18 protein-coding genes are annotated in these 20962 nt (G+C 70.3%); 10 read left to right on the top strand and 8 right to left on the bottom strand.

Translation table 11 applies throughout. From position 1 onward, the window contains the following. The first annotated feature begins 61 nt into the window (after window positions 1-61). Both ACLIBK_RS13455 and ACLIBK_RS13450 read left to right on the top strand, forming a co-directional pair. Window positions 62-2254: a TonB-dependent siderophore receptor gene (locus tag ACLIBK_RS13455; protein WP_415387776.1), complete on the top strand. Its 2193-nt coding sequence runs from the start codon at window positions 62-64 to the stop codon at window positions 2252-2254. A gap of 7 nt (window positions 2255-2261) precedes the next feature. Further along, window positions 2262-3377, top strand: a complete 1116-nt coding sequence (locus ACLIBK_RS13450) for an ABC transporter substrate-binding protein (protein WP_415387775.1) — start codon at window positions 2262-2264, stop codon at window positions 3375-3377. Window positions 3378-3795: 418 nt separating this feature from the next. On the opposite strand, the gene ACLIBK_RS13445 is transcribed toward ACLIBK_RS13450, so the two are convergent. Next, a complete protein-coding gene (locus ACLIBK_RS13445) occupies window positions 3796-4209 on the bottom strand; it encodes a DUF3775 domain-containing protein (protein ID WP_415387774.1) in 414 nt (137 codons plus the stop codon). Between the two features lie 160 nt (window positions 4210-4369). Here ACLIBK_RS13445 and ACLIBK_RS13440 point away from each other — a divergent pair, with 160 nt between their 5' ends. Continuing rightward, on the top strand, window positions 4370-4678 hold the full coding sequence (locus ACLIBK_RS13440) for a hypothetical protein (protein ID WP_415387773.1): 309 nt from the start codon (window positions 4370-4372) through the stop codon (window positions 4676-4678). A gap of 111 nt (window positions 4679-4789) precedes the next feature. Here the strand turns inward: ACLIBK_RS13440 and ACLIBK_RS13435 are convergent, their stop codons facing one another. Both ACLIBK_RS13435 and ACLIBK_RS13430 read right to left on the bottom strand, forming a co-directional pair. Continuing rightward, on the bottom strand, window positions 4790-5521 hold the full coding sequence (locus tag ACLIBK_RS13435; protein ID WP_415387772.1) for a DUF1194 domain-containing protein: 732 nt from the start codon (window positions 5519-5521) through the stop codon (window positions 4790-4792). A 92-nt stretch (window positions 5522-5613) separates the two neighbouring features. Then, window positions 5614-6306 carry a phosphoribosyltransferase gene (locus ACLIBK_RS13430; RefSeq protein ID WP_415387771.1) on the bottom strand — a complete coding sequence of 231 codons (693 nt, stop codon included), beginning with the start codon at window positions 6304-6306 and terminating at the stop codon, window positions 5614-5616. Window positions 6307-6421: 115 nt separating this feature from the next. Between ACLIBK_RS13430 and ACLIBK_RS13425 the strand changes: the two genes are divergently transcribed. From ACLIBK_RS13425 to ACLIBK_RS13400, 6 genes are all read left to right on the top strand, one after another. After that, window positions 6422-8017: an ABC transporter substrate-binding protein gene (locus ACLIBK_RS13425; RefSeq protein ID WP_415387770.1), complete on the top strand. Its 1596-nt coding sequence runs from the start codon at window positions 6422-6424 to the stop codon at window positions 8015-8017. Between the two features lie 19 nt (window positions 8018-8036). Then, on the top strand, window positions 8037-9638 hold the full coding sequence (locus ACLIBK_RS13420; protein WP_415387769.1) for an ABC transporter substrate-binding protein: 1602 nt from the start codon (window positions 8037-8039) through the stop codon (window positions 9636-9638). A gap of 47 nt (window positions 9639-9685) precedes the next feature. Further along, complete coding sequence (locus tag ACLIBK_RS13415) at window positions 9686-11281, top strand: ABC transporter substrate-binding protein (protein WP_415387768.1); 1596 nt, start codon at window positions 9686-9688, stop codon at window positions 11279-11281. Between the two features lie 193 nt (window positions 11282-11474). Continuing rightward, window positions 11475-12485, top strand: a complete 1011-nt coding sequence (locus ACLIBK_RS13410; protein WP_415387767.1) for an ABC transporter permease — start codon at window positions 11475-11477, stop codon at window positions 12483-12485. Next, on the top strand, window positions 12482-13405 hold the full coding sequence (locus tag ACLIBK_RS13405; protein ID WP_415387766.1) for an ABC transporter permease: 924 nt from the start codon (window positions 12482-12484) through the stop codon (window positions 13403-13405). The genes ACLIBK_RS13410 and ACLIBK_RS13405 overlap by 4 nt, the downstream gene beginning before the upstream one ends. A 419-nt stretch (window positions 13406-13824) precedes the next feature. Further along, window positions 13825-15093 (top strand): vanadium-dependent haloperoxidase, encoded by a 1269-nt coding sequence (locus ACLIBK_RS13400; protein ID WP_415387765.1) that lies wholly within the window; start codon window positions 13825-13827, stop codon window positions 15091-15093. A 312-nt stretch (window positions 15094-15405) separates the two neighbouring features. Here the strand turns inward: ACLIBK_RS13400 and ACLIBK_RS13395 are convergent, their stop codons facing one another. From ACLIBK_RS13395 to ACLIBK_RS13375, 5 genes are read right to left on the bottom strand one after another with little or no spacing between them, the layout of a single operon-like run. Beyond that, window positions 15406-16200, bottom strand: a complete 795-nt coding sequence (locus ACLIBK_RS13395; protein WP_415387764.1) for an ABC transporter permease — start codon at window positions 16198-16200, stop codon at window positions 15406-15408. Window positions 16201-16207: 7 nt separating this feature from the next. Continuing rightward, window positions 16208-17200 (bottom strand): ABC transporter substrate-binding protein, encoded by a 993-nt coding sequence (locus ACLIBK_RS13390; protein ID WP_415387763.1) that lies wholly within the window; start codon window positions 17198-17200, stop codon window positions 16208-16210. 32 nt (window positions 17201-17232) lie between these two features. Next, complete coding sequence (locus ACLIBK_RS13385) at window positions 17233-18003, bottom strand: ABC transporter permease (RefSeq protein WP_415387762.1); 771 nt, start codon at window positions 18001-18003, stop codon at window positions 17233-17235. After that, complete coding sequence (locus tag ACLIBK_RS13380) at window positions 17990-18835, bottom strand: ABC transporter ATP-binding protein (protein WP_415387761.1); 846 nt, start codon at window positions 18833-18835, stop codon at window positions 17990-17992. Before ACLIBK_RS13380 ends, ACLIBK_RS13385 begins: the two co-directional genes overlap by 14 nt. A gap of 37 nt (window positions 18836-18872) precedes the next feature. After that, window positions 18873-19616 (bottom strand): maleate cis-trans isomerase, encoded by a 744-nt coding sequence (locus ACLIBK_RS13375; protein WP_415387760.1) that lies wholly within the window; start codon window positions 19614-19616, stop codon window positions 18873-18875. A gap of 190 nt (window positions 19617-19806) precedes the next feature. On the opposite strand from ACLIBK_RS13375, the gene ACLIBK_RS13370 reads away from it, so the two are divergent. Continuing rightward, on the top strand, window positions 19807-20940 hold the full coding sequence (locus tag ACLIBK_RS13370; protein ID WP_415387759.1) for an LLM class flavin-dependent oxidoreductase: 1134 nt from the start codon (window positions 19807-19809) through the stop codon (window positions 20938-20940). The last annotated feature ends 22 nt before the right edge of the window (window positions 20941-20962 follow it).

Here is a 20962-nt window from a genome sequence, read left to right as displayed (position 1 = left end):
CACCAGTTGCAAGTGATTCTCATTTATGCGATCAGCCCGCGATCACGTTCCAGGCATCCCGATGTACCGCTCCCACGCCCTGCGACGGCCGCTCCTTCTCGCCAGTGTCGCCCTGGCCACCCTGGCGCATCCCGCGCTGGCCCAGACCGAAACCGCCGGCGAACCCGTCCTCGCCCTGCCCGAGATCAACGTGCAGGCCACCGCCTGGCGCGCCTGGCAGCCGGTCAGCGGCTACGTCGCCCCCGTCACCACCACCGGTTCCAAGACCGACACGCAGTTGATCGAGGCGCCGCAATCGGTGGGCGTGGTCACCCGCGACCAGATCGACGACCAGCAACCGCAGACCATCTCGCAGGCGCTGCGCTACACCGCCGGCGTGCTGCCGGAGATCCGTCCATCCAACCGCTTCGACAGCGTTTTCGTGCGCGGCTTCGGCGGCCAGGGCACCGGCGCTGCCTTCGTGAACTTCCTCGACGGGCTGCGTGTCGGCCGCGGCGCGTCCTTCGCCGTGCCGGGCTTCGACCCCTTCCTGCTGGAACGCATCGAGGTGCTGCGCGGCCCGGCCTCCGTGCTCTACGGCCAGACCGGCGCGGGCGGCATCGTGAACCTCGTCAGCCGCCGCCCCACCGCCACCCCGATCCACGAGGTGCGGCTGGAAGCCGGCACCGACGCACGGCTGCAGACCGCCTTCGACTTCGGCGGCCCGCTGACCGAGGACGGCCGGTTCCAGTACCGCCTGACCGGCATCGCCCGGAAGGCGCAGACGCAGTACGACTTCGTCAACGAGGGCCGCATCGCCATCGCGCCCGCCCTGACCTGGCGCCCCGACGACAACACCACCCTGACGCTGCTCGGCTCCTATCAGGACGATCCGGAGGCGGGCTTCTACAACTTCGTGCCCGCCACCGGCACGGTGATCCCCAGCCGCTTCGGCCGCATCCGCTCCAACTTCTTCGGCGGCGACCCGAACTGGAACCGGGAGTCCCGTCGCCAGGCCTCGATCGGCTACCAGCTCGAGCACCGCTTCGACGACGTCTTCACCGCGCGGCAGAACTTCCGCTACCTGCACCTCGATTCCGAGCGGCAGGTGATTTCCATCCAGGCCGTCGCGGCCGACGGACGCACGGGCACCCGCACCCTCACCCACGCCATCGAGCACGCCGATACCTTCGCGCTGGACAACCAGCTGCAGGCCGACTTCAACACCGGCCCGCTGCGCCACACGCTGCTGGCCGGGCTGGACTGGTCGCGCTCCTCGGCCAAGCGGCGCCTGGGCAACGGCACCGCGCCGTCCATCGACCTCTTCGCGCCGAGCTACTACGTGACGGTCGCGCGCCCTGTGCTCGGCCCGGCGCAGACCATTGGCCAGATCACCGACCAGCTCGGCCTCTACGCGCAGGACCAGATCGCGCTCGGCCGCTTCCGCTTCAACATCGGCGCGCGGCAGGACTTCGCCACCAGCGAGGTCGTGCAGCGCCGCGACAGCAGCCACACCAGCCAGGTGGACGACGCCTTCACCTGGCGCGCCGGCGCACTCTACCTGTTCGACAACGGCCTCGCGCCGTATCTCAGCTACTCGACGTCGTTCCTGCCCAACACCGGCACCTTCTCGCCGGCGCGCGGCGGCGGCACCTTCGACCCCACCACGGGCGAGCAGTACGAGGCCGGGGTGAAGTACCAGCCGCCGGGGATGAACAGCTTCATCCAGGCCGCGGTGTACCAGATCCGCCAGCGCAACGTGCTGACCCCCGACCCGAACAGCAACCTCTTTTCCGTGCAGACCGGCGAGATCCGTTCCCGCGGCGTGGAGCTGGAAGGCCGGGCCAGCCTGAACGACAACCTCGACCTGATCGGCACCTACACTTACATCGACGCCGACATCACCAAGTCCAACACCGCGGGCGTGTCCGGCAACCGCGTGCCGCAGGTACCGCGCAACATTGCCAGCGCCTGGGCCAACTACAGCTTCCGCGACGGCCCGCTGCGCGGCCTCGAGCTCGGCGGCGGCCTGCGCTTCGTCGACAGCACCTACGGCAACGAGGCCAACAGCTTCAAGGTGGACGACGCCACGCTGTTCGACGCCGCCATCCGCTACGACTTCGGCCAGCGCTTCGAATCCCTGCGCGGCCTGGATTTCTCGGTGAATGCACAGAACATCGCCGACAAGGAATACGTCGCCAGCTGCTCCTCCATCACCGCCTGCTACTACGGCAACCGTCGCCTCGTCCTCGGCTCCCTCCGCGTGCGCTGGTGACACGCTGATGCCGCACGCCACGCGCCGCCTCCTCCTGGGCTCGCTCGCCGCCACCCTGGCCGCGCCGCGCCTCCTGCGGGCGCAGGCGCCGGTGCGGGTGACGGACCTGCTCGACCGGCAGGTGGTGCTGCCCGCGCCGGCGAAGCGCATCGTGCTGGCCCAGGCGCGGCACGTGCTGGCCCTGGCGCTGCTGCACCCCGATCCCGTCTCCCTGGTGGTGGGCTGGGGCGACGATCTCCGGGTGATCAACCCGCCGGACTACGCCACCGTGCGCGCCCGCTTCCCGGCCGCCGACGCCGTGCCCCTGGTGGGCCGCGCCCAGGCCGAGGGTTTGTCGCTGGAAACCGTGGTGGCCGCGCGCCCCGACGTCGTGATCCTCAGCCGCGCCGGCCTGCGCGGCGGCAGCATGGAGTTGCCGGACCGCCTCGCCGCGCTGGGCATCCCTTCGGTGGCGATCGACTTCTTCACCGACCCGCTGCGCGACACCCGCCGCAGCATGGCGATCCTGGGCCAGGTGCTGGGGCTGGAGGAGCGTGCGGCCGCCTTCGACAGCTTCTACGCCGCGCGGCTGGAGCGTGTCGCCACCCGCCTCGCCGGGCTGGACGCGCGGCCCAAGGTGATGATGCACGCCCATGCCGGCGGCACGCCCTGCTGCTTCTCCCCCGGCAAGGGCGCCTTCGATTCCATGATCCGCTTCGCCGGCGGCCACAGCATCGGCGCCGACGTGCTGCCGGGCGCCACCGGGCAGCTGGCGGTGGAATACGTGCTGACGCAGGCGCCGGAGGTCTACGTGGCCACCGGCGGCCCTTATGGCGGGCGCGGCGGCATCCCCCTCGGGCCTGGGGTGGAAGAAGCGGTGGCGCAGCGCGAGCTGGCCGCGGTGATCCGCCGCAGCCAGCTGGACAGCCTGCCCGCGGTGCGCGCGGGCCGCGCCCACGCCATCTGGCACGGCTTCAACGACACCCCGGCACACGTGGTGATGGCCGAAGCCCTGGCCCGCTGGTTCCACCCCGCCCGCTGCGGCGACCTGGACCCCGCCGCCACGATGGCAGAGCTGAACGCGCGCTTCCTGGCCATCCCCATGCAGGGCGCCCACTGGGCCGACCTGCCGCGGCGCGGGTAGTCGCCGAGGCGGCGCTGCCCGTCCCTAGCGGGCCGCGATCCGTGCGGGCTGGGGTGGTCCTGGGTGGTCCTGGCCTGGGCCAGAGGGGCCCTGCCCCCTTGGAGCCCCTGCGAGGAGACCAGGGCACCTCGACCTCATGAGTGCCTCCGGCGGGAGGCGGGATGGCCAGCGGCAGTCATGATGGACGGCGTTGCCCAACCCGCCCCCCCGCCGGAGGCACTCAACGCGGGACACCGGGAAGTTCGTAACTCCCCGGCTCGGGCAAGGGCGGAGCCTTTGCCCTGAGCATCCAGGGGCAGCGCCCCTGGCCAAGGCCAGAACACTCAAGCGCAACCAGATCATCCGGGCCGCGGTCGCAGAAGGCTTAGGCCGCCATGGCTCTCGCAGCGGGTCCTGGCCGGACGGGCCGATGGCGGGGTTAGCGGGCGACTTCCTCGGCCGAGATGCCGAAGGCTTCCAGACCTTCGGACAGCAGGTCGCCCAGCAGTTCCAGCCCCATCAGGTAGGTGGAGGCGGCGCTCCGCTCGTTGCGCTCCTTGGCCAGACGCAGCGCCTCATCCCAGTCCTCGGCGTCGTAGTCGCCGCGGCCGATCCAGGCCAGCGCTACCAAGGACGCCTGCTCGTCCTCGTTCAGCTCGTCGATCAGGGCCTCCAGGGCTTCCGCGGCGGCCTCGGGGTCGCTGTCGTCGGCGGCTTCCTCGTCCTGCAGGTCCTCGTCGGCATCGTCCTCCTGCATCTCGTCCACGGCCCGGGCGGCATCGATCACCGTGACAACCGTGGGAACGGCGATGCCCAGATCCACCTCGTCGTTGGGGTCGGGTCGGTCACTCATGGGGCGCCTCTCGTGGCTATCGGGTGCGGTGCCCCCGCCCAACGCGGCAACCGTGGCTTGGGCTTCGCGTTCGAATCGCCGGTGCGCCGATCGCCATCCTCCCCCGGGCTGGCCGTCGTGGTCCTTTCCCCCTCGGACCCCTGGCAAGGAGTTTCAGACCATGCGTGGAGTGCTGGCCGGCCTGTTCCTGCTGCTGAGTTCCCTGATCATGTCGCCGGGCACGAGGGCCGATCCCCTCCCGCCCCTGCCCGCCACCTCCTGTGACGCCGCCCGCCCCTTCCAGGGCACTTCCACCGGCCTGCCGCGCGAAGTCGGCACCCGGGTCCGCAAGCGCGCCGCCCCGCCCGCGGCCGCCCTGCCTTCCGCCGAGGAAGCCCTCGAGGAAGAGCCCGAGGCCACCCTGCGCCCGGCCTTCCACCTTTGCGTGACCGGCAACGGCGGCCTCCGCCGCGCCATCCACCGGACCTGACGCGGCCGGGCTAGCCCGGGCAGCGCCCGGGTTCCCGGGAGGCTCGGGCCGCTAGGGACCGGCGCCCCCGGTCACGGGCGGAGCCACCCGGAAGCAGCAACCCCGACCCGGTCACGCCAGGTCGGGCGTCCGTTCCAGCCCTGCGATCTCGCGCACGAGCTTGCGGCGCACGGCGTTGCCGAAGGCGGTGAAGTCTTCCGCGGAGATCATGAAGGCGCCGGGCCCGCCGATCACGCTGCGCTCGTAATACTGGTCCAGCGGCAGGGCGGACACGCGGCCGAAGGTGGGCCGGTCGTTCATGATCGGCAGGCCGTTGATCGTGATGCCCTCCGCCACGGCACGGTCGCGGGCTTCCTCGGCCGGGGGACCGCTGTTGTTCACGCCGTCGCCGGACACGTCGATCACGCGGCGCATCGCCTCGAAGGGCGTTTCCGCCAGGGTGCGGCGGGCGAACTCGATGCCGCCGGAAATGGAGGTCCAGGACAGCGAGATGCGTGGCGCGCGGGCCAGTGCCTCGGCCCAGCCATTCGCCTCCTCCTGCCCGGAGATGCGCGTCCAGGGGATCAGCAACCGCTGAAAGTCCATCCCCGCCCATTCGACGTAGGCCAGCCCGATCGCGCCGATCATGCCGGAGCGGATGGCCTCCACCACGCGCGGGTCGGTGATGGCCTCGCGGTAGCCTTCGCGCTGCAGCCGTGCCTCGTCCTCGTCCACGGAACGGGACACGTCCACGGCCAGCACCAGCGCCACGTCCACTGGCTCCTCCTCCGCCCGGGCGGGGCGGAAGGGGGCGGCACCCGCGGCAGCCACCAGTCCCGTGGCCAGCAGAGATCTGCGTCGCATCGGCACGTTTCCCGGAACGGAGGCGGCGTGGCCCGCCGCCAATCCCGCGAGTGCAGCAGGAAGCCGCCCGGCACCGCAACAAGGATGATCGGTCAGCCCGGCGAAACGTCCCCGGGGCCGATCACGTCCGCGGCAGCGGTGGCGGGGTCCGGCACCCACCCGCCTTCGGCGCGGCGCAGCAGCGGCGTGGCGAAGGCGGCGCGCACCGGCACCGCGGCCGGCCAGCCGGCGCGCCAGCGGTCGCCCTGCGCCATGCCGACGCAGAGCGCCACCGGCACCACCCCGGCCGCACGCAGCAGCCCCAGACCGGCCAGGGCGGAGGTGCCGGTGCTGATCACGTCGTCCACCAGCAGCACCCGCCGCCCCTCCAGCCGCCCGAGCATCCGCGGGTCCAGCCAGAGCCGCCGCTCGCCGGGGCTGGTGGAGGAGGACATCGGCACCGACAGCGCGTCCTCGTACCAGCGCTTGCGCGAGTAGCCGGCGGCGACCCAGTTCGGGTGGCCCAGCGCTTCCGCCACCAGGGGGGCGAAGACGTGGCCCAGCGTGGGCAGGCCGCACACCACCTCGGCGCCCAGCGGCCGCGCGGCCTCGGCCATCCAGCCGGCGACGCGGCGCGCCACGGCGAAGCTGGCTTGGTTGGCGATGAAGCCCCCCACCGCGATCTCGCCGTAATCGCGCAGCGGCAATCGCAGCCGCGAGCCGTCCGGCATGGCCGCCCAGACCGTGTCCGCATAGGGCGGCCCGGGATCCTCCGCCGCCGCCGAGAAAGCCTGCCAGGGTTCCATCGCCCCATCCCGTGCCACGCGGCGGCGGGCCGGTCCAGGCAGGGGGGATGCGATCGGGCTTCCCTGTGGCCGCCGCTGCGCTAGGCTGCGCCCTTACGCTGGGGACCCGAGAGCCATGACCACCCGACGCGCCTTCCTCGCCGGTGCTACCGGCGCCTCCGTCGCCCTGGCGCATGGCCGCTGGGCCGAAGCGCAGTCCCCCGCCGGGGTGATCGTTTTCGCCAAGCAGATCGACGACATGATCTCGCTCGACCCCGGCGAGTGCTTCGAGTTCTCGGGCTCCGAGATCTGCGGCAACGTGTACCAGAAGCTGGTCACCACCCCGAACAACAACCCCGCGGAGTTGGTGGGCGAGCTGGCCGAGCGCTGGGAAGCCTCGGCCGACAACCGCACCTTCACCTTCCGCCTCAAGGAAGGACCGAAATTCGCCTCCGGCAAGCCGGTCACGGCCGAGGATGTCGCCTGGTCGCTGGGCCGCGCGGTGATCCTGAACAAGACGCCGGCCTTCATCATCAACCAGTTCGGGCTGAACAAGGACAACGTGGCGCAGATGATCCGCGCCACCGACCCGCGCACGGTAGTGCTGCAAACCGCCGAACCCACGGCGCCCAGCTTCCTGCTCTACTGCCTGTCGGCGGTGATTGGCGGCGTGGTGGAAAAGGCGGTGGCGCTCAGCCACGCCCAGGGCGACGATCTCGGCAATGCCTGGCTGAAGGGCAACTCGGCCGGGTCCGGCCCCTACGCGGTGCGGGTCTGGCGGGCCAGCGACAACGTTTCGCTGGAAGCCAATCCCAACGCCACCGAGCCGCCGAAGACCCGGCGCATCATCATCCGCCACGTCGCCGACCCCTCGGCACAGCTGTTGGGCCTGCAGAAGGGCGACTACGACATCGCCCGCAACCTCAGCCCCGACCAGCTCCGGCAGGTTTCGGCCGACCGGCAATACACCGTGCAGCCGCAGCGCAAGGCCAGCCTGCTCTACCTCGCGCTGAACCAGAAGAACGCCAACCTCGCCAAGCCCGAGGTGCGGCAGGCGGTGAAGTGGGCGATCGACTACGAAGGCATCCAGAAGAACATCGTTCCCACCACCTATGCCGTGCACCAGGCCTTCCTGCCCGAAGGCCTGCCCGGCGCGCTGACCGAGAAGCCCTTTTCCCGCCGCGTGGACGAGGCCCGGCGCCTGATGGCTCAGGCCGGCCTGTCCGGCGGGTTCGACCTGAACTTCGACTACGGCTCCGCCTCGCCGATCGGGGACATCGCCCAGGCCGTGCAGGCCAACCTCGCCGATATCGGCATCCGGCTGCGGATGCTGCCGGCGGAGTACCGGCAGGTCATCACCAAGGTGCGCGCCCGGCAGCACGACATCGCCATGTCGCGCTGGGGATCGGACTATTTCGACCCCAACTCCAACGCCGAGAACTTCTCCATCAACACCGACAATGCCGACGACGCGCGCAACCGCACCACCGCCTGGCGCTCCAGCTGGCTGATCCCGGAGCTGAGCGCCCGCGTGGTGGCGGCGCGGGTGGAAACAGATGCGGCGAAGCGGGCGGAAAGTTACCTGGCCATCCAGCGCGAGCACCAGCAGACCAGCCCCTTCGTGATCCTGCTCCAGGAGATCGAGGTGTCCGTCAGCCGCGCCGGCGTGTCCGGCTTCGACACTGGCCCGATGAACGACCGCAACCAGTATCGCGGCATCACCAAGGCCTGAGCGGCGGAAGGCGACGCCCATGACCACCACCCGACGCAGCCTCCTCGCCGCCTCAGCCGGTGCCGGGTTGCTGGCACCCGGCGCGGCGCGCCGGGCGGCGGCGCAATCCCCCGCCGGGGTGATCGTGATCGCCAAGCAGATCGTGGACATCATCTCGCTCGATCCGGGCGAGTGCTTCGAGTATTCCGGCTCGGAGATCTGCGGCAACGTTTACCAGAAGCTCTTCACCACCCCGAACAGCAACCCCGCCGAGCTGGCAGGCGAGCTGGTGGAGCGCTGGGACGTGGCGGAGGACCGCAGGACCTTCACCTTCACCCTGCGCGACGGGCCGAAATTCTCCTCCGGCCGGCCCGTCACGGCGGAGGATGCGGCGTGGTCGCTGGGGCGGGCGGTGATCCTGAACAAGGCTTCCGCCTTCATCATCAACCAGTTCGGCTACACCAGGGACAACGTCGCGGAGATGATCCGCGCCACCGGCCCGCGCACCCTGGTGATGCGCACGGCCGAGCCCACCGCGCCGAGCTTTCTGCTCTATTGCCTGTCCGCCACCGTAGGCGGCGTGGTGGAGAAGGCGGAAGCGCTGAGCCATGCGCAGGGTGACGACCTCGGCAACAACTGGCTGAAGCAGAACTCCGCCGGTTCCGGTCCCTACCGGCTGCGCGCCTGGCGCGCCAGCGAGAGCGTGACGCTGGACGCCAACCCGCACGCCCTGGTGGCACCGCGCACCCCGCGCATCATCCTGCGCCACATCCCCGACCCGTCGGCACAGTTGCTGGGGCTGCAGCGCGGCGACATCGACATCGCCCGCAACCTCAGCTCCGACCAGATCACCCAGGCCCGCGGTGACACGCGCTACACCGTGACGACGCAGCGCAAGGCGAGCCTGATGCACCTCGCCATGAACCAGAAGAATGCCAATCTCGCCAAGCCCGAGGTGCGGCAGGCGATCAAGCTGGCAATCGACTATGACGGCATCCAGAAGAACATCGTTCCCAACCTTTTCGCCGTGCACCAGGCCTTCCTGCCGGAAGGCTTCGCCGGCGCGCTGACCGACAAGCCCTTCCACCACCAAACCGAGGAAGCCAAGCGCCTCCTGGCGCAAGCCGGGCTGGCGGCAGGCTTCGAGGTGTCGCTGGACTACGCTTCCGTCGCCCCGGTCAGCGACATCGCCGAGGCGATCCAGGCCAACCTCGCCGAGATCGGCATCCGCCTCCGCATGCTGCCGGCGGAGAACCGGCAGGTGTTGACCAAGATGCGCGCCCGACAGCACGAGCTGAGCATCAACCGCTGGGGCAGCGACTATTTCGACCCCAACTCCAACGCCGAGACCTACGCGGTCAACAGCGACAATTCCGACAATGCCCGCAACCGCACCACCGCCTGGTACTCCTCCTGGTATATCCCGGAAATGAGCGCCCGGGTGGAGGCCGCGCGGGTGGAAACAGATGCGGCCAAGCGGGCGCAGATGTACCTGGACCTCCAGAAGGAGCACCAGCAGACCAGCCCCTTCGCCATCCTGCTGCAGGAAAGCGAGGTCGCCGTCAGCCGCGCCGGCGTGTCGGGCTTCGAGATGGGGCCGATGAACGACCGCCACCGCTACAACGCCATCGCCAAAGCCTGAGCGCGGCCTTCGAGCCGCGACCGAGAAACGAGCCGGAGAACCGCACCATGACCACCCGACGCACCCTGCTGGCCGGCTCCGCCGCCGCCCTCACCCTGCCCTTCGGCGCCCGCTGGGCCGAGGCGCAATCCCCTGCCGGGGTGATCGTGATGGCCAAGCAGATCGACGACATCATCAGCCTCGATCCCGGTGAGTGCTTCGAGTTCTCCGGCACCGAGGTCTGCGGCAACGTTTATCAGAAGCTGGTCACCACCCCGAACAGCAACCCCAGCCAGATCACCGGCGAGCTGGCCGAGAGCTGGGAAGCCTCGGCCGACAACCGCACCTTCACCTTTCGGCTGAAGCAGGGCCCCAAGTTCTCCTCCGGCCAGCCGGTCACCGCCGAGGACGTTGCCTGGTCGCTGGGCCGCGCGGTAATCCTGAACAAGAGCCCGGCCTTCATCATCAACCAGTTCGGCTTCACCAAGGACAACGTGGCGCAGATGATCCGCGCCACCGACGCCCGAACCGTGGTGCTGCAGACCGGCGAGGCCACGGCGCCGAGCTTCCTGCTCTACTGCCTGTCCGCCGCCGTGGGCGGCGTAGTGGAGAAGGCGGAGGTGATGCGCCGCGCCCAGGGCGACGACCTCGGCAATGCCTGGCTCAAGGGCAACTCGGCGGGTTCCGGCTCCTATGTCGTGCGCGCCTGGCGCGCCAGCGAGAGCGTGACGCTGGAAGCCAACCCCCATTCCACCGAGCCCCCGAAGACCCGGCGCGTGATCATCCGGCACATGCCGGATTCCTCGGCGCAGATGCTGGGCCTGCAGCGCGGCGACATCGACATCGCCCGCAACCTCAGCCCCGACCAGATCCGGCAGGTCTCCTCGGACCGGCAATACATCGTCACGCCGCAGCGCAAGGCCAACATCACCTACCTGTCGCTGAACCAGCGCAACCCGAACCTCGCCAAGCCCGAGGTGCGGCAGGCGATCAAGATGGCCATCGACTACGAGGGCATCCAGAAGAACATCGTCGCCTCCACCTACGCCGTGCATCAGGCCTTCCTGCCCGAGGGCCTGCCCGGCGCCCTGACCGACAAGCCGTTCGGGCACCAGATCGCCGAGGCCAAGGCGCTGATGGCCCGGGCCGGGCTGGCCGACGGCTTCGAATGTTCCTTCGACTACACCGCCGCAGCACCCCGTTCCGACATCGCCCAAGCGATCCAGGCCAACCTCGCCGAGATCGGCATCCGCCTGCGCATGCTGCCGGCCGAGGAGCGGCAGGTGATCACCAAGACCCGCGGGCGGCAGCACGACATCGCCATGGTGCGCTGGGGCTCGGACTACTTCGACCCCAACTCCAATGCCGAGGCCTTCTCGATCAACACCGATAATTCCGACAACGCCCGCAACCGCACCCTGGCCTGGCGCGCCGGCTGGGAGATCCCCGAGCTGAGCGCCCGCACCGCCGCGGCCGCCAAGGAAACGGATGCCGCCAAGCGGTCGGAAACCTACCTGCAGCTGGAGCGCGAGCACCAGCAGGTCAGCCCCTTCGTGGTGGTGCTGCAGGAGATCGAGGTGGCGGTCAGCCGTGCCGCGGTGACGGGCTTCGAGCTGGGGCCAATGAACGACCGCATCAACTACCGCAACACCGTGAAGGCCTGAGTGGGAAAGGAAGCTGGGGGAAGGAATTCCCCCAGGCCCCCATCTTCTTTCGTGAGTTGGTGTCCGCTCTCCACGGGTGCGCCTGTGACTCCCGGAAAAAAAATGGGGGTTCGGGGGAATTCCTTCCCCCGACCTTTACCCCTTGCCCTGCACGCGACTAGGAACCCGGCCACATGACACCCGGAACCTTCGCGTGAAGCGGCTGCGCTCGCTGGCGGCCACCGCCGCCAGCATTCCCATCACCCTGTTCGGCCTGGCCCTGGTCACCTTCCTGATCGGCCGGGTCATGCCCATCGACCCCGTGCTGGCCATCGTGGGCGACCGCGCGCCCCAGGACGTGGTGGAAAAGGCGCGGCTGGAGCTCGGCCTCGACCTGCCGCTGTACCAGCAGTTCATCCACTACCTCGGGCAGATTTTCCGCGGCGACCTCGGCCGCTCGGTGATGACCTCCAACACGGTGGTGCAGGACATCATCCGCTTCTTTCCCGCCACCTTCGAGCTGGCCACGGTGGCGATCATCCTGGCGGTGATCATCGGCGTGCCGCTGGGCGTGCTGGCGGCGACGCGGCAGGGCACGGCCACCGACCAGGCGATCCGCGTCTTCTGCCTCGCCGGCCATTCCGTGCCGATCTTCGTGCTGGGGCTGGTCAGCCTGCTGGTGTTCTACGCCTCCCTCGGCATCGCGCCGGGGCCGGGGCGGCAGGGCATCGCCTTCCAGGACATGGTGGATGTCCGCACCGGGCTGCTGACCGTGGACGCCGCCCTGGCCGGCGACTGGCCCGCCTTTCGCGACGCCTGGGCGCACCTGGCGCAGCCGGCGGGGGTGCTGGCCTTCTTTTCCCTGGCCTATATCGCCCGCATGACGCGCGCCTTCATGCTGGCCGAGCTGCGCGCCGAATACGTCACCACCGCCCGCGCCAAGGGCCTGTCGCGGACCCGCATCGTCTGGGGCCACGCCTTCCGCAACGTCGCCGTGCCGCTGGTGACCGTGCTGTTCCTGACCTATGCCGGGCTGCTGGAAGGCGCCGTGCTGACCGAAACCATCTTTTCCTGGCCCGGGCTGGGCCAGTACCTGACCGTGTCGCTGCTCAACGCCGACATGAACGCGGTGCTGGGCGCCACCCTGGTGATCGGGCTGATCTACGTGGTGCTCAACCTGCTCTCCGACCTGCTCTACCGCCTGCTGGACCCGAGGGTGCAATGAGCGCCTCTTCCCCCGCCGCACCCGCCGCCTTCTCGCGCGCCTGGCTGCTGTCCAACGACCCCGCGTCGCGCTCCCAGGCGGCCTGGGGGCGACGCTACCAGGCTTGGCTGGCCTTCCGGCGCAACCCGCTGGCGATGGTCGGGCTGGTGGTGGCCGCCGTGCTGCTGCTGATCGCGCTGCTGGCGCCTCTCCTGGCCACTCACGACCCCGGCGTGCAGAGCCTGGGCAACCGGCTGCAGCCGCCCTCGGCTGCGCATTGGCTGGGCACGGACGAGTTGGGGCGCGACGTGTATTCTCGCCTGCTCTACGGCGGCCGCATCACGCTGGGCATGGTGGTGGCGGTGGTGCTGCTGGTGGCACCCTTCGGCCTCGCGGTGGGCTGCGTCGCGGGCTATGCCGGCGGCGTCTGGGACCGGCTGCTGATGCGCGTCACCGACGTGTTCCTGGCCTTTCCCCGCCTGATCCTGGCGCTGGCCTTCGTGGCCGCCCTGCGCCCTGGCGTGGAGAGCGCGGTGATCGCCATCGCGCTGACGGCCTGGCCGCCCTATGCCCGCCTGGCGCGGGCCGAGACGCTGACCATTCGCCGCACCGACTACGTGGCCGCCGTGCGCCTCACCGGCGCCTCCGCGGCGCGGGTCGTGCTGCGGCACGTGGCGCCGATGTGCGTGCCCTCCCTGGTGGTGCGGGTAACGCTGGACATGAGCTCCATCATCCTCACCGCCGCCGGCTTGGGCTTCCTGGGCCTCGGCGCGCAGCCGCCACTGCCGGAATGGGGCACCATGATCGCCACCGCCCGCCGCTTCGTGCTGGAGCAGTGGTGGGTGCCGGTGATCCCCGGCGTGGCGATCTTCGTGGCCTCCCTGGCCTTCAACCTGCTGGGCGACGGCTTGCGCGACGTGCTGGACCCCAAGCAGCGCTGAGCCGCCGACCGGCGCCGGACCCCGCCTCCGGTCGGGCCGGTTGCCCCGCGTGTTCAAGGCGGGACCGGAGGAGCGCTGCCTTTCCGGACAACCCGCGGGGGCTTGCGCCCTTGGACCCCATGAGTGCTCCCGCGATGAGGAGTTGCGGGACGGATGACGCTTGTGGCGCAACGCCGGCCAATGCCCCTCCGCGCGAAGTGCCCGGCGTAGAACAACGCGAAGACTGAACCTCCCCGGCGCGGAACAAGGGCATCGGCTTCGCCTGGGTTCCAGGGGCAGCCACGCCCACCTCCTCCGCGAGCAACCGGCACCCTTCGGGCAGGGGGCGACCCACTCCGGCCCACCTGGCGAGCACACCCCTGTTCCGCCACGGCCGGAGTTGCGAGATGTTAATGACTGCACAATGGGAACCCGGAGCCATGTGGACCACCATCGCGACACGGCTGGCCACCACCATGCTGCTGGCCACGGCCGGCACCACGACAGCGCGCGCCGCCGACCCCGTGACGGAATGGACGCTGATGGCCGACGAGATCGGCCAGGGTGCCGCCAACTGGCGCAGCCTGGCCATCATGCACATGGCCATGCACGACGCCTGGAACGCCGCCCTGCCCACCTATGGCCGCTGGTTCCCGCCCCGGTCGGACGAGCCCAGCAATTCCGGCGCCCTGCCGCAGGTGGCCATGGCGGCGGCGGCGCACCGCGTCCTGCTCAGCCTGCACCCCAACTACGCCGCCCAGATCGAGCAGCGCTTGCAGCAGGCCCTGGCCCGCACCGCGCGCGGCCCCACCGAGCCGGCCGGGCTGGCGCTGGGCGACGCCATTGGCCGGGCCGCGGTGGAACGCCGCGCCGCCGACGGCTATGCCCGCGTCCACCCGTTTCCCGTGTCGCTGACCCCCGGCCGCTGGCGCCCCACCCCGGCCGACTTCGCCAACAGCAACACCACCCAGACCGTGCCCTTCCTGTTCCGCAACCTGGCGGAGAACCCGGCCCGCACGCCCCCGGGCCCGGCGGACGAGGCCTTCCGCATCGGTATCGCCGAGGTGCTGCGCGTCGGCGGCGTCGAAGCCCCCGACCGCACGCCGGCACAAACGGAAGCCGGAATCTTCTGGGCCTATCAGAGCTCGCAGCGCGGCTACGTCCACCTCGGCATCACGCTGCTGGACGAGCGGCCGCGCCCGGGCGGGCTGGGCGAGCACGCCCGCATCATGTCCCGACTCACCACCGCCATGGCCGATTCCGCCATTCTCACCTGGGCCGAGAAGGAACAGTTCTCCACTTGGCGGCCGGTGAGCGCGATCCGCGAAACCATGCTCGGCCTCGGTGGCTGGGAACCCCTGCTGCCGACCCCGCCGCACCCCGAATACCCCTCGGGCCATGCCACGGACTGCTTCACCGGTGCCAACGTGCTGGAGAAGTCCTTCCCCGATGTCACGGGACCGGTCATCTACACCGCGCAGACCGGCACCGCGCCGGAGGAGAATGTGGGCATGGGCCAGCACGCCCAGCCCAACGGCCCCGGCATCAACCCGCGCCGGCGCTTCCGCAGCTTCGCCGCCGCTGCCGAGGAATGCGCCAATTCCCGCATCTGGGTCGGCGCCCATATTCGCCCCGCCGCCGAGGAATCCCGCCGCCTCGGCGCCATGATCGGCGCCCGCGCCATGACCACCGTCCCCGCCCTGCGCTGATCCATCCCTTGTCCTGGGCCGGGCAACACAGCCATTGCGGGACCGGAGGCCCGGTTCCGGATGGCTGCGGGTGCTTCCCAGGTGTCGGGGCCAGGGCCGAAGGAACTCTGCCCTTCTGAACGCTCAGGGGTGGAGGTGAAGCCTTCGTCCCACCAGCCCTACCTTGGCAGGGCTGGTTCAGGCGCTGGGGTGATCCATCTGCGGCAGTGCGGGCCCCAAGGTGGTGCTCGGGCGCGGAGCAACTGGGCGACGAGGGCGGCCCGCATGGCAGGTAGGCTGAGTTGCCCCGCGCCCGGTCCGGCGCGTCGCAGCCTACTGGTGGTACCAGAACAGGATCCGGCGCTCCACCCGCACAAACCCCATGTTGATCATGTAGCCCACGAAGCTGAGCATGAAGATCGCCGCGAACATCTCGGCGCCGCGGCCGGCATATTGCGTGGACACCAAGTAGTAGCCGACCCCCGCATCGCCCGCGACCATCTCCGCCGCCACGGCCGACACGAAGGCCAGCCCGATGCTCAGCCGCAGCCCCGCGAAGATGAAGGGCACGGTGGCGGGCAGCAGCACCCCCCAGACCCGTACCGTCCAGGGCACGCCGAAGGTGGCCGCCACGCCGCGATAGGTCGGCTCGATCGCCAGGGCGCCCTGCAGCGTGTTGATGAACACCGGGAAGAACACGGTGAACGCCACCACCGCGATCTTCATCCCGTCGTCCAGCCCGAGGAACAGCACCAGCGGCGGGATCATCGCCGGGATCGGCAACGGCCGGAACAGCTCCACCGTGGGTTCCAGCGTGCGCCGCGCGACCCGGCTGACCGCCAGCAGCAGGCCCAGCGCCACCCCCGCCAGGCCGCCGAGCAGGAAGCCCGTGCAGGCCCGGTACAGCGTGCCCGCCAGCGCCTGCAGCAGTTCGCCGCCCAGCGCCTCGCGCGGGATCGCCGCCGCCACCGCGCTGACCGCCGGCCAGTTGGGGCTGTTCACCAGGCCGCTGCGGACCGAACCTTCCCAGAGCAGCAACAGCAGCGCGATCAGCCAGAAGCCGAGCCGCTCCCCCGCGAAGAGGGAGCGGGCCTCCCACCGCCGGGCGGCCGTGGCGGCCATCGACATGCCGGGATCAGGCCCGCGCGGTGGTGTGGATCAGCTTGCCCATGTCGGGCACGGTGGGCAGGGAACCGTAGCGCTTCATGGCCTGGGCGATGCGCTCCAGGTTGGCCGGGTCGATCACGCGCGGATAGTCCGGCCAGGCGATCATGGCACGCAGCCGTTCCGGCGCGATCCGGGTGAAGCGCGCCAGCTGCTCTACCAGCTCGGGGCTGCTCTTGTTGTTCTGCGCCCAGGCCGCGCCCTGCGCGTAGGCGCCCACGAAGGAATCCACCACGGCCCTGTTCTTGTTGATGTAGTCGCCGCTGGCGGCAAAGGCGGCGACGATGGTGTTGGGCAGCATGGTTCCCAGCAGGCCCGAGACCACCTCCAGCCGGTCGGGCGCCGCGTGCAGCGCCGCCGACATGAAGGGCTCGTTGGTGGCCACATAGTCGACGCGGTTGCCCAGCAGCGCGTCCTGCTGCTGCGGGAACTGCACCTCGATGATCCGCGCCCGGGAAGAATCACCGCCGGTGTTGTCGATCCAGAGCCGCGCGCAGATCCAGGGCAGGTTCTGCAACAGGTGCGAGGCCCCCGTCTTGCCCACCACGTCCTTGCCCGTGCGGATGCCGGAGTCCTTGCGCACGAGGATGCCGGAATAATCTTCCGGCGCCGGCCGCGCGCCGGACACGGCGGTGACCAGCCTGATGTCCACGCCCTCCGCCGCCGCCGAGATCATGGTGGTCACGGTGGACATGGAGAACTGGAACTGTCCGGCCACCAGCGCGGCGATGCTGGGGCCGCCGCCCGGCGTGGGCGTCACCTCGATTTCCAACCGCTCACGGGCGAAGTGGCCCTGCACCTGCGCCATGAAGAAGCCGCCGGCATCCAGCACCGGCACCAGGCCGACGCGCAGCTTGGTGATGCCCGATTGTCCCCAGACCGCCGGTGCCGCCAGCCCGCCTCCCAACGCCGCGCCGGCGCCCGCGATCAGCCGCGTCGCGTCCCGTCGTGTGAAACTGCCCATCGCGCTTCCCCCGTGTTCCGTTGCCGCCACACTCAGCGGAATTTCTCGAGCCAAGGTGCCAGCCGCCGCTCCGCCAGCAGCATCGCCCCGTTGATGGCGAGGCCGAGCACCGCGAGGATCACCAGCCAGGCATACATCTGCCGGATGCGAAAGGCGCGCTGGTTTTCCAGCACCAGGGCGCCGAGGCCGCCCGTGCCGGCCAGCATCTCCGACAGGATGGTCATCAGCAGGGCCAGTCCCAGCGCCACGCGCATCCCCGCCAGGATGAAGGGCACGCTGGCCGGCACCACGATCCCTAGCGTGATCGCGAGGCGGGAGCGGCCGAAGGTACGCCCCGTCGCCACCAGCACCGGGTCCACCCCGCGCACGCCCTGCACGGTGTTGATCAGCACGGGAAACAGGGCAGCCAGCGCCACGGCAGTGATCTTCATGGGCGCGCCCAGACCCAGGAACAGGATCAGCACCGGCACCAGCGCGGCCTTGGGCAGCGGCCGGATGGCCTCCACCAGCGGGTTGAGCAGATCGTTCACCCGCGGCGACACGCCCATGGCGATGCCCAGCACCGCCGCCACGAGGCTCGCCAGCAGGAAGCCCGCCAGGAACAGCACCACCGTGTCGCCGAGCGGCCCGGCCACGTCGCCGTTGCGCAGCAGGTCCAGCACCGTGCTGCCGATCACGGAGGGAGGCGGAAACAGGGCGCGGTTGATCAGCCCCGCTTCCGACAATTGCTGCAGGCCGAGGATCACCGCGGCGATGAAGGCGAGCCCGGGCAGCAGGTCCAGCAGCTTCCTAGCGACGAACAAGGCCGCGCCCCAGCAGGTCGTCCAGCAGCTCGCCGCGATGACGCAGGAACACCGGGTCCTCGCGCGTCGCCACCGGGTCGCGCGGTCGCGGCAGGCCGGTTTCCAGCACGCGCTCCACCGTGGCGGGGCGCCGGCCCATCACCGCGATGCGGTCGGACAGGTAGACCGCCTCCTCCACGTCGTGCGTCACCAGGATGATGGTCAGCCCGGCCCGCTGGCGCCAGATGTCCAGCAACAGCGCCTGCATCTCCACCCGCGTCAGCGCGTCCACGGCGCTGAAGGGCTCGTCCATCAGCAGCGCGGCCGGTTCCGCCGCCAGTGCCCGCGCGATCGCCACGCGCTGCTGCATGCCGCCCGAGAGCTGCCAGGGGTAGTGGTTGCCGAAGGCTTCCAGCCCGACCAGGGCCAGGAAGGACTGCGCCCGCTTCGCCCGCTGGTGGCGGTCCAGCCCCTTGCCGGCCAGGGCGAAGGCGACGTTGGAGCGCACGCTGCGCCAGGGAAACAGCGATTTGTTGTATTGCTGGAACAGGTAGACGATGCCGCGCGGCGGCGCCGTCACGGGGCGGCCTTCCAGCGTGATGCTGCCGCTGGTCGCGGGCACCAGCCCGGCCGCGATCTGCAGCAGGGTGGACTTGCCGCAGCCGGAGGGCCCGATGATGGTGAGGAACTCGCCCCGCCGTACGTCGAGGTCGATGGACGACAGGGCGACCACCTCGCCGCCGCGGCCGCCATAGGTCTTGGTGACGCCGCGCAGCACCATCAGCGCATCATTCGCCGCGGGTGGCGGCGCGGGTCGCCGGGCCTCCGACAGGGTGGCCGCCGCCTCGCTCATCGGGTCCCGCTCCTCGCCGCGGCGGCGCCTGCGCGCGTCATGGGATGGACAGCAGCCGCCCGAAGCCCGGCACCGCGTCCTTCACGCCGAGGGCACGGAGCGCATGCCAGGCCGCGGCCTGGTTGCTGGTCAGCACGGGCTTGCCGAGGTCGCGTTCCAGGTCGGCCACCACCTCCAGCGAGCGCACGGCGGTGCAGCTGATGAGGTAGGCGTCGGCCTCCGGCCGCGCATGCTCCCGCACCAACCGGTACCATTCGCCCGGCTCCACCGAGAGCATGTCCTTGGCGGCCGCGATGCCGAGGCCCACCGTGTGCAGCATCGTCACACCGTTGCTTTCGAAGAAGGCGGCCTCACGGATATTGGTCGCCTCGATATAGGGGGACACCATCACGATCCGGCGCGCTTCCAGCGCCCGCAGCGCCGCCAGCAGCCCGCGCGCCGTGGAGGTCGCGGGCAGGCCGGTGGCCGCGGTGATGCGGGGCGGCAGCGTGCTGTCCATCTCCACGTCCCAGGTGCTGACGGCGGTGCAGTGGAACAGGATCAGGTCGACGCAGGCATCCGCCAGCAGTTTCGCGCCTTCATCCAGCCGGTCGATCATGCCCAGCAGGTCGGCGTCGCTGCTGCCGGTCAGCTTCAGCCGGGTGGTGTGCAGGCTGACGCCGTGCGGCAGCATGGCGTTGAACTGCGCTTCCGCCGCGACATTGCCGGAGGGCAGCAGCATGCCCAGCCGTCCCCGCCAGCCGTAGCGCGGCGCCGCATATGCCTCATGTGCCGTTGCCATGCAGCATCCTCCCATCCGGCCTGTTGGTGGCCGGCGCTTCTTGTTCGGCCGTGCTGCGGAACAGAATTGATCAGCACACCACCGTTGCCAACATCCATATCTCGATATCAACTCGCGGTTCAAGCAGTTGCGGGCATCGGCGATGCGGAAACGCGTCGCCCCAACCCGTCGCGCAGGAGGAAAACGGATCATGTCGCTGCAACAGGTTTCGATGACGCAGCGCTCGGCGATGGGCAGCGGCAGCGCGCTGAAGATCGGCCTGTTCGGCGCCAATTGTTCGTCCGGCCGCGCCGTCACGCTGGTGCCGGAACGCTGGACCGGCGATTGGGAGGACAACCTGCGCCTCGGGCAGCTCGCCGACGAGCAGGGGCTGGACTTCCTGCTGCCGGTGGCGCGCTGGAAGGGTTATGGCGGCGACACGGATTACCAGGGCTCCACCCTGGAAACCCTGACCTGGGCCACCGGCCTACTCGCCTGCACGCGCAACATCACCGTGTTCGGCACGGTGCACGCACCGCTGTTCCATCCCGTGATCGCCGCCAAGCAATTCGTGACCGCCGACCATATCGGCCGCGGCCGTTTCGGCCTGAACGTCGTGGTGGGCTGGAATGAGGACGAGTTCACGATGTTCGGCGTTTCCCAGCGCGAGCACCAGGCGCGCTACGCCTTTGGGCAGGAATGGGTCGATGCCGTGAAGGCGCTGTGGTCGGACCGGGAGGATTTCGACTTCGACGGCGAGTTCATCAAGCTCAAATCGGCGCGCGCCAAGCCCAAGCCGTACGGCGGCTCGCGCCCCCTGATGATGAATGCCGGCGCCTCGCCCGTCGGCCGTGCCTTTGCCGTGCGCAACTGCGACGCCTTCTTCACCAATGCTCCCAAGGATGCGCCCGACGTGCTCGCCCGCCACGTTGCCGAGGTGAAGGAGGAGGCCCGGCAGGTCGGGCGCGAGATCGACGTCTTCACCGTGGGCGTGGTCACCTGCCGTCCCACAGCCGCGGAAGCGCAGGACTACTACCGCCACTGCGTGATCGATCACGCCGACTGGTCCGCGGTGGATGCCATCCTGGCCAAGCGCAAGGTGACCGAGGCTTCCGTGGGCGCAGAGGAGTTCGCCCGGCAGCGGGCGCACCAGGCCAACGGGATGGGGGGCCTGCCGCTGATCGGCGATCCCGACACCGTGGCGGCCGAGCTGGCATCGCTCAGCCGCGCCGGGCTGGGCGGGATCGGCATCTCCTTCGTCAACTACCTCGAGGAGCTGCCGTATTTCTGCGCCGAGGTGCTGCCGCGGCTGCAGCGCCTGGGCCTGCGGGCGTTGCCGCAGTAGCGCCCGCAGGCCCACGCGCGGC

Source organism: Roseomonas sp. BN140053 (genome assembly GCF_047690175.1).
GTDB lineage: Bacteria > Pseudomonadota > Alphaproteobacteria > Acetobacterales > Acetobacteraceae > Roseomonas.
Note: the sequence above shows the minus strand (reverse complement) of the source record. Positions and strands in the feature narration are given on the sequence as shown.

Coding starts and splice junctions, on each gene's coding strand:
- ACLIBK_RS13455 (WP_415387776.1), top strand. CDS start 62: ATGTACCGCTCCCACGCCCTGCGACGGCCGCTCCTTCTCGCCAGTGTC.
- ACLIBK_RS13450 (WP_415387775.1), top strand. CDS start 2,262: ATGCCGCACGCCACGCGCCGCCTCCTCCTGGGCTCGCTCGCCGCCACC.
- ACLIBK_RS13445 (WP_415387774.1), bottom strand. CDS start 4,209: ATGAGTGACCGACCCGACCCCAACGACGAGGTGGATCTGGGCATCGCC.
- ACLIBK_RS13440 (WP_415387773.1), top strand. CDS start 4,370: ATGCGTGGAGTGCTGGCCGGCCTGTTCCTGCTGCTGAGTTCCCTGATC.
- ACLIBK_RS13435 (WP_415387772.1), bottom strand. CDS start 5,521: ATGCGACGCAGATCTCTGCTGGCCACGGGACTGGTGGCTGCCGCGGGT.
- ACLIBK_RS13430 (WP_415387771.1), bottom strand. CDS start 6,306: ATGGAACCCTGGCAGGCTTTCTCGGCGGCGGCGGAGGATCCCGGGCCG.
- ACLIBK_RS13425 (WP_415387770.1), top strand. CDS start 6,422: ATGACCACCCGACGCGCCTTCCTCGCCGGTGCTACCGGCGCCTCCGTC.
- ACLIBK_RS13420 (WP_415387769.1), top strand. CDS start 8,037: ATGACCACCACCCGACGCAGCCTCCTCGCCGCCTCAGCCGGTGCCGGG.
- ACLIBK_RS13415 (WP_415387768.1), top strand. CDS start 9,686: ATGACCACCCGACGCACCCTGCTGGCCGGCTCCGCCGCCGCCCTCACC.
- ACLIBK_RS13405 (WP_415387766.1), top strand. CDS start 12,482: ATGAGCGCCTCTTCCCCCGCCGCACCCGCCGCCTTCTCGCGCGCCTGG.
- ACLIBK_RS13400 (WP_415387765.1), top strand. CDS start 13,825: ATGTGGACCACCATCGCGACACGGCTGGCCACCACCATGCTGCTGGCC.
- ACLIBK_RS13395 (WP_415387764.1), bottom strand. CDS start 16,200: ATGTCGATGGCCGCCACGGCCGCCCGGCGGTGGGAGGCCCGCTCCCTC.
- ACLIBK_RS13390 (WP_415387763.1), bottom strand. CDS start 17,200: ATGGGCAGTTTCACACGACGGGACGCGACGCGGCTGATCGCGGGCGCC.
- ACLIBK_RS13380 (WP_415387761.1), bottom strand. CDS start 18,835: ATGAGCGAGGCGGCGGCCACCCTGTCGGAGGCCCGGCGACCCGCGCCG.
- ACLIBK_RS13375 (WP_415387760.1), bottom strand. CDS start 19,616: ATGGCAACGGCACATGAGGCATATGCGGCGCCGCGCTACGGCTGGCGG.
- ACLIBK_RS13370 (WP_415387759.1), top strand. CDS start 19,807: ATGTCGCTGCAACAGGTTTCGATGACGCAGCGCTCGGCGATGGGCAGC.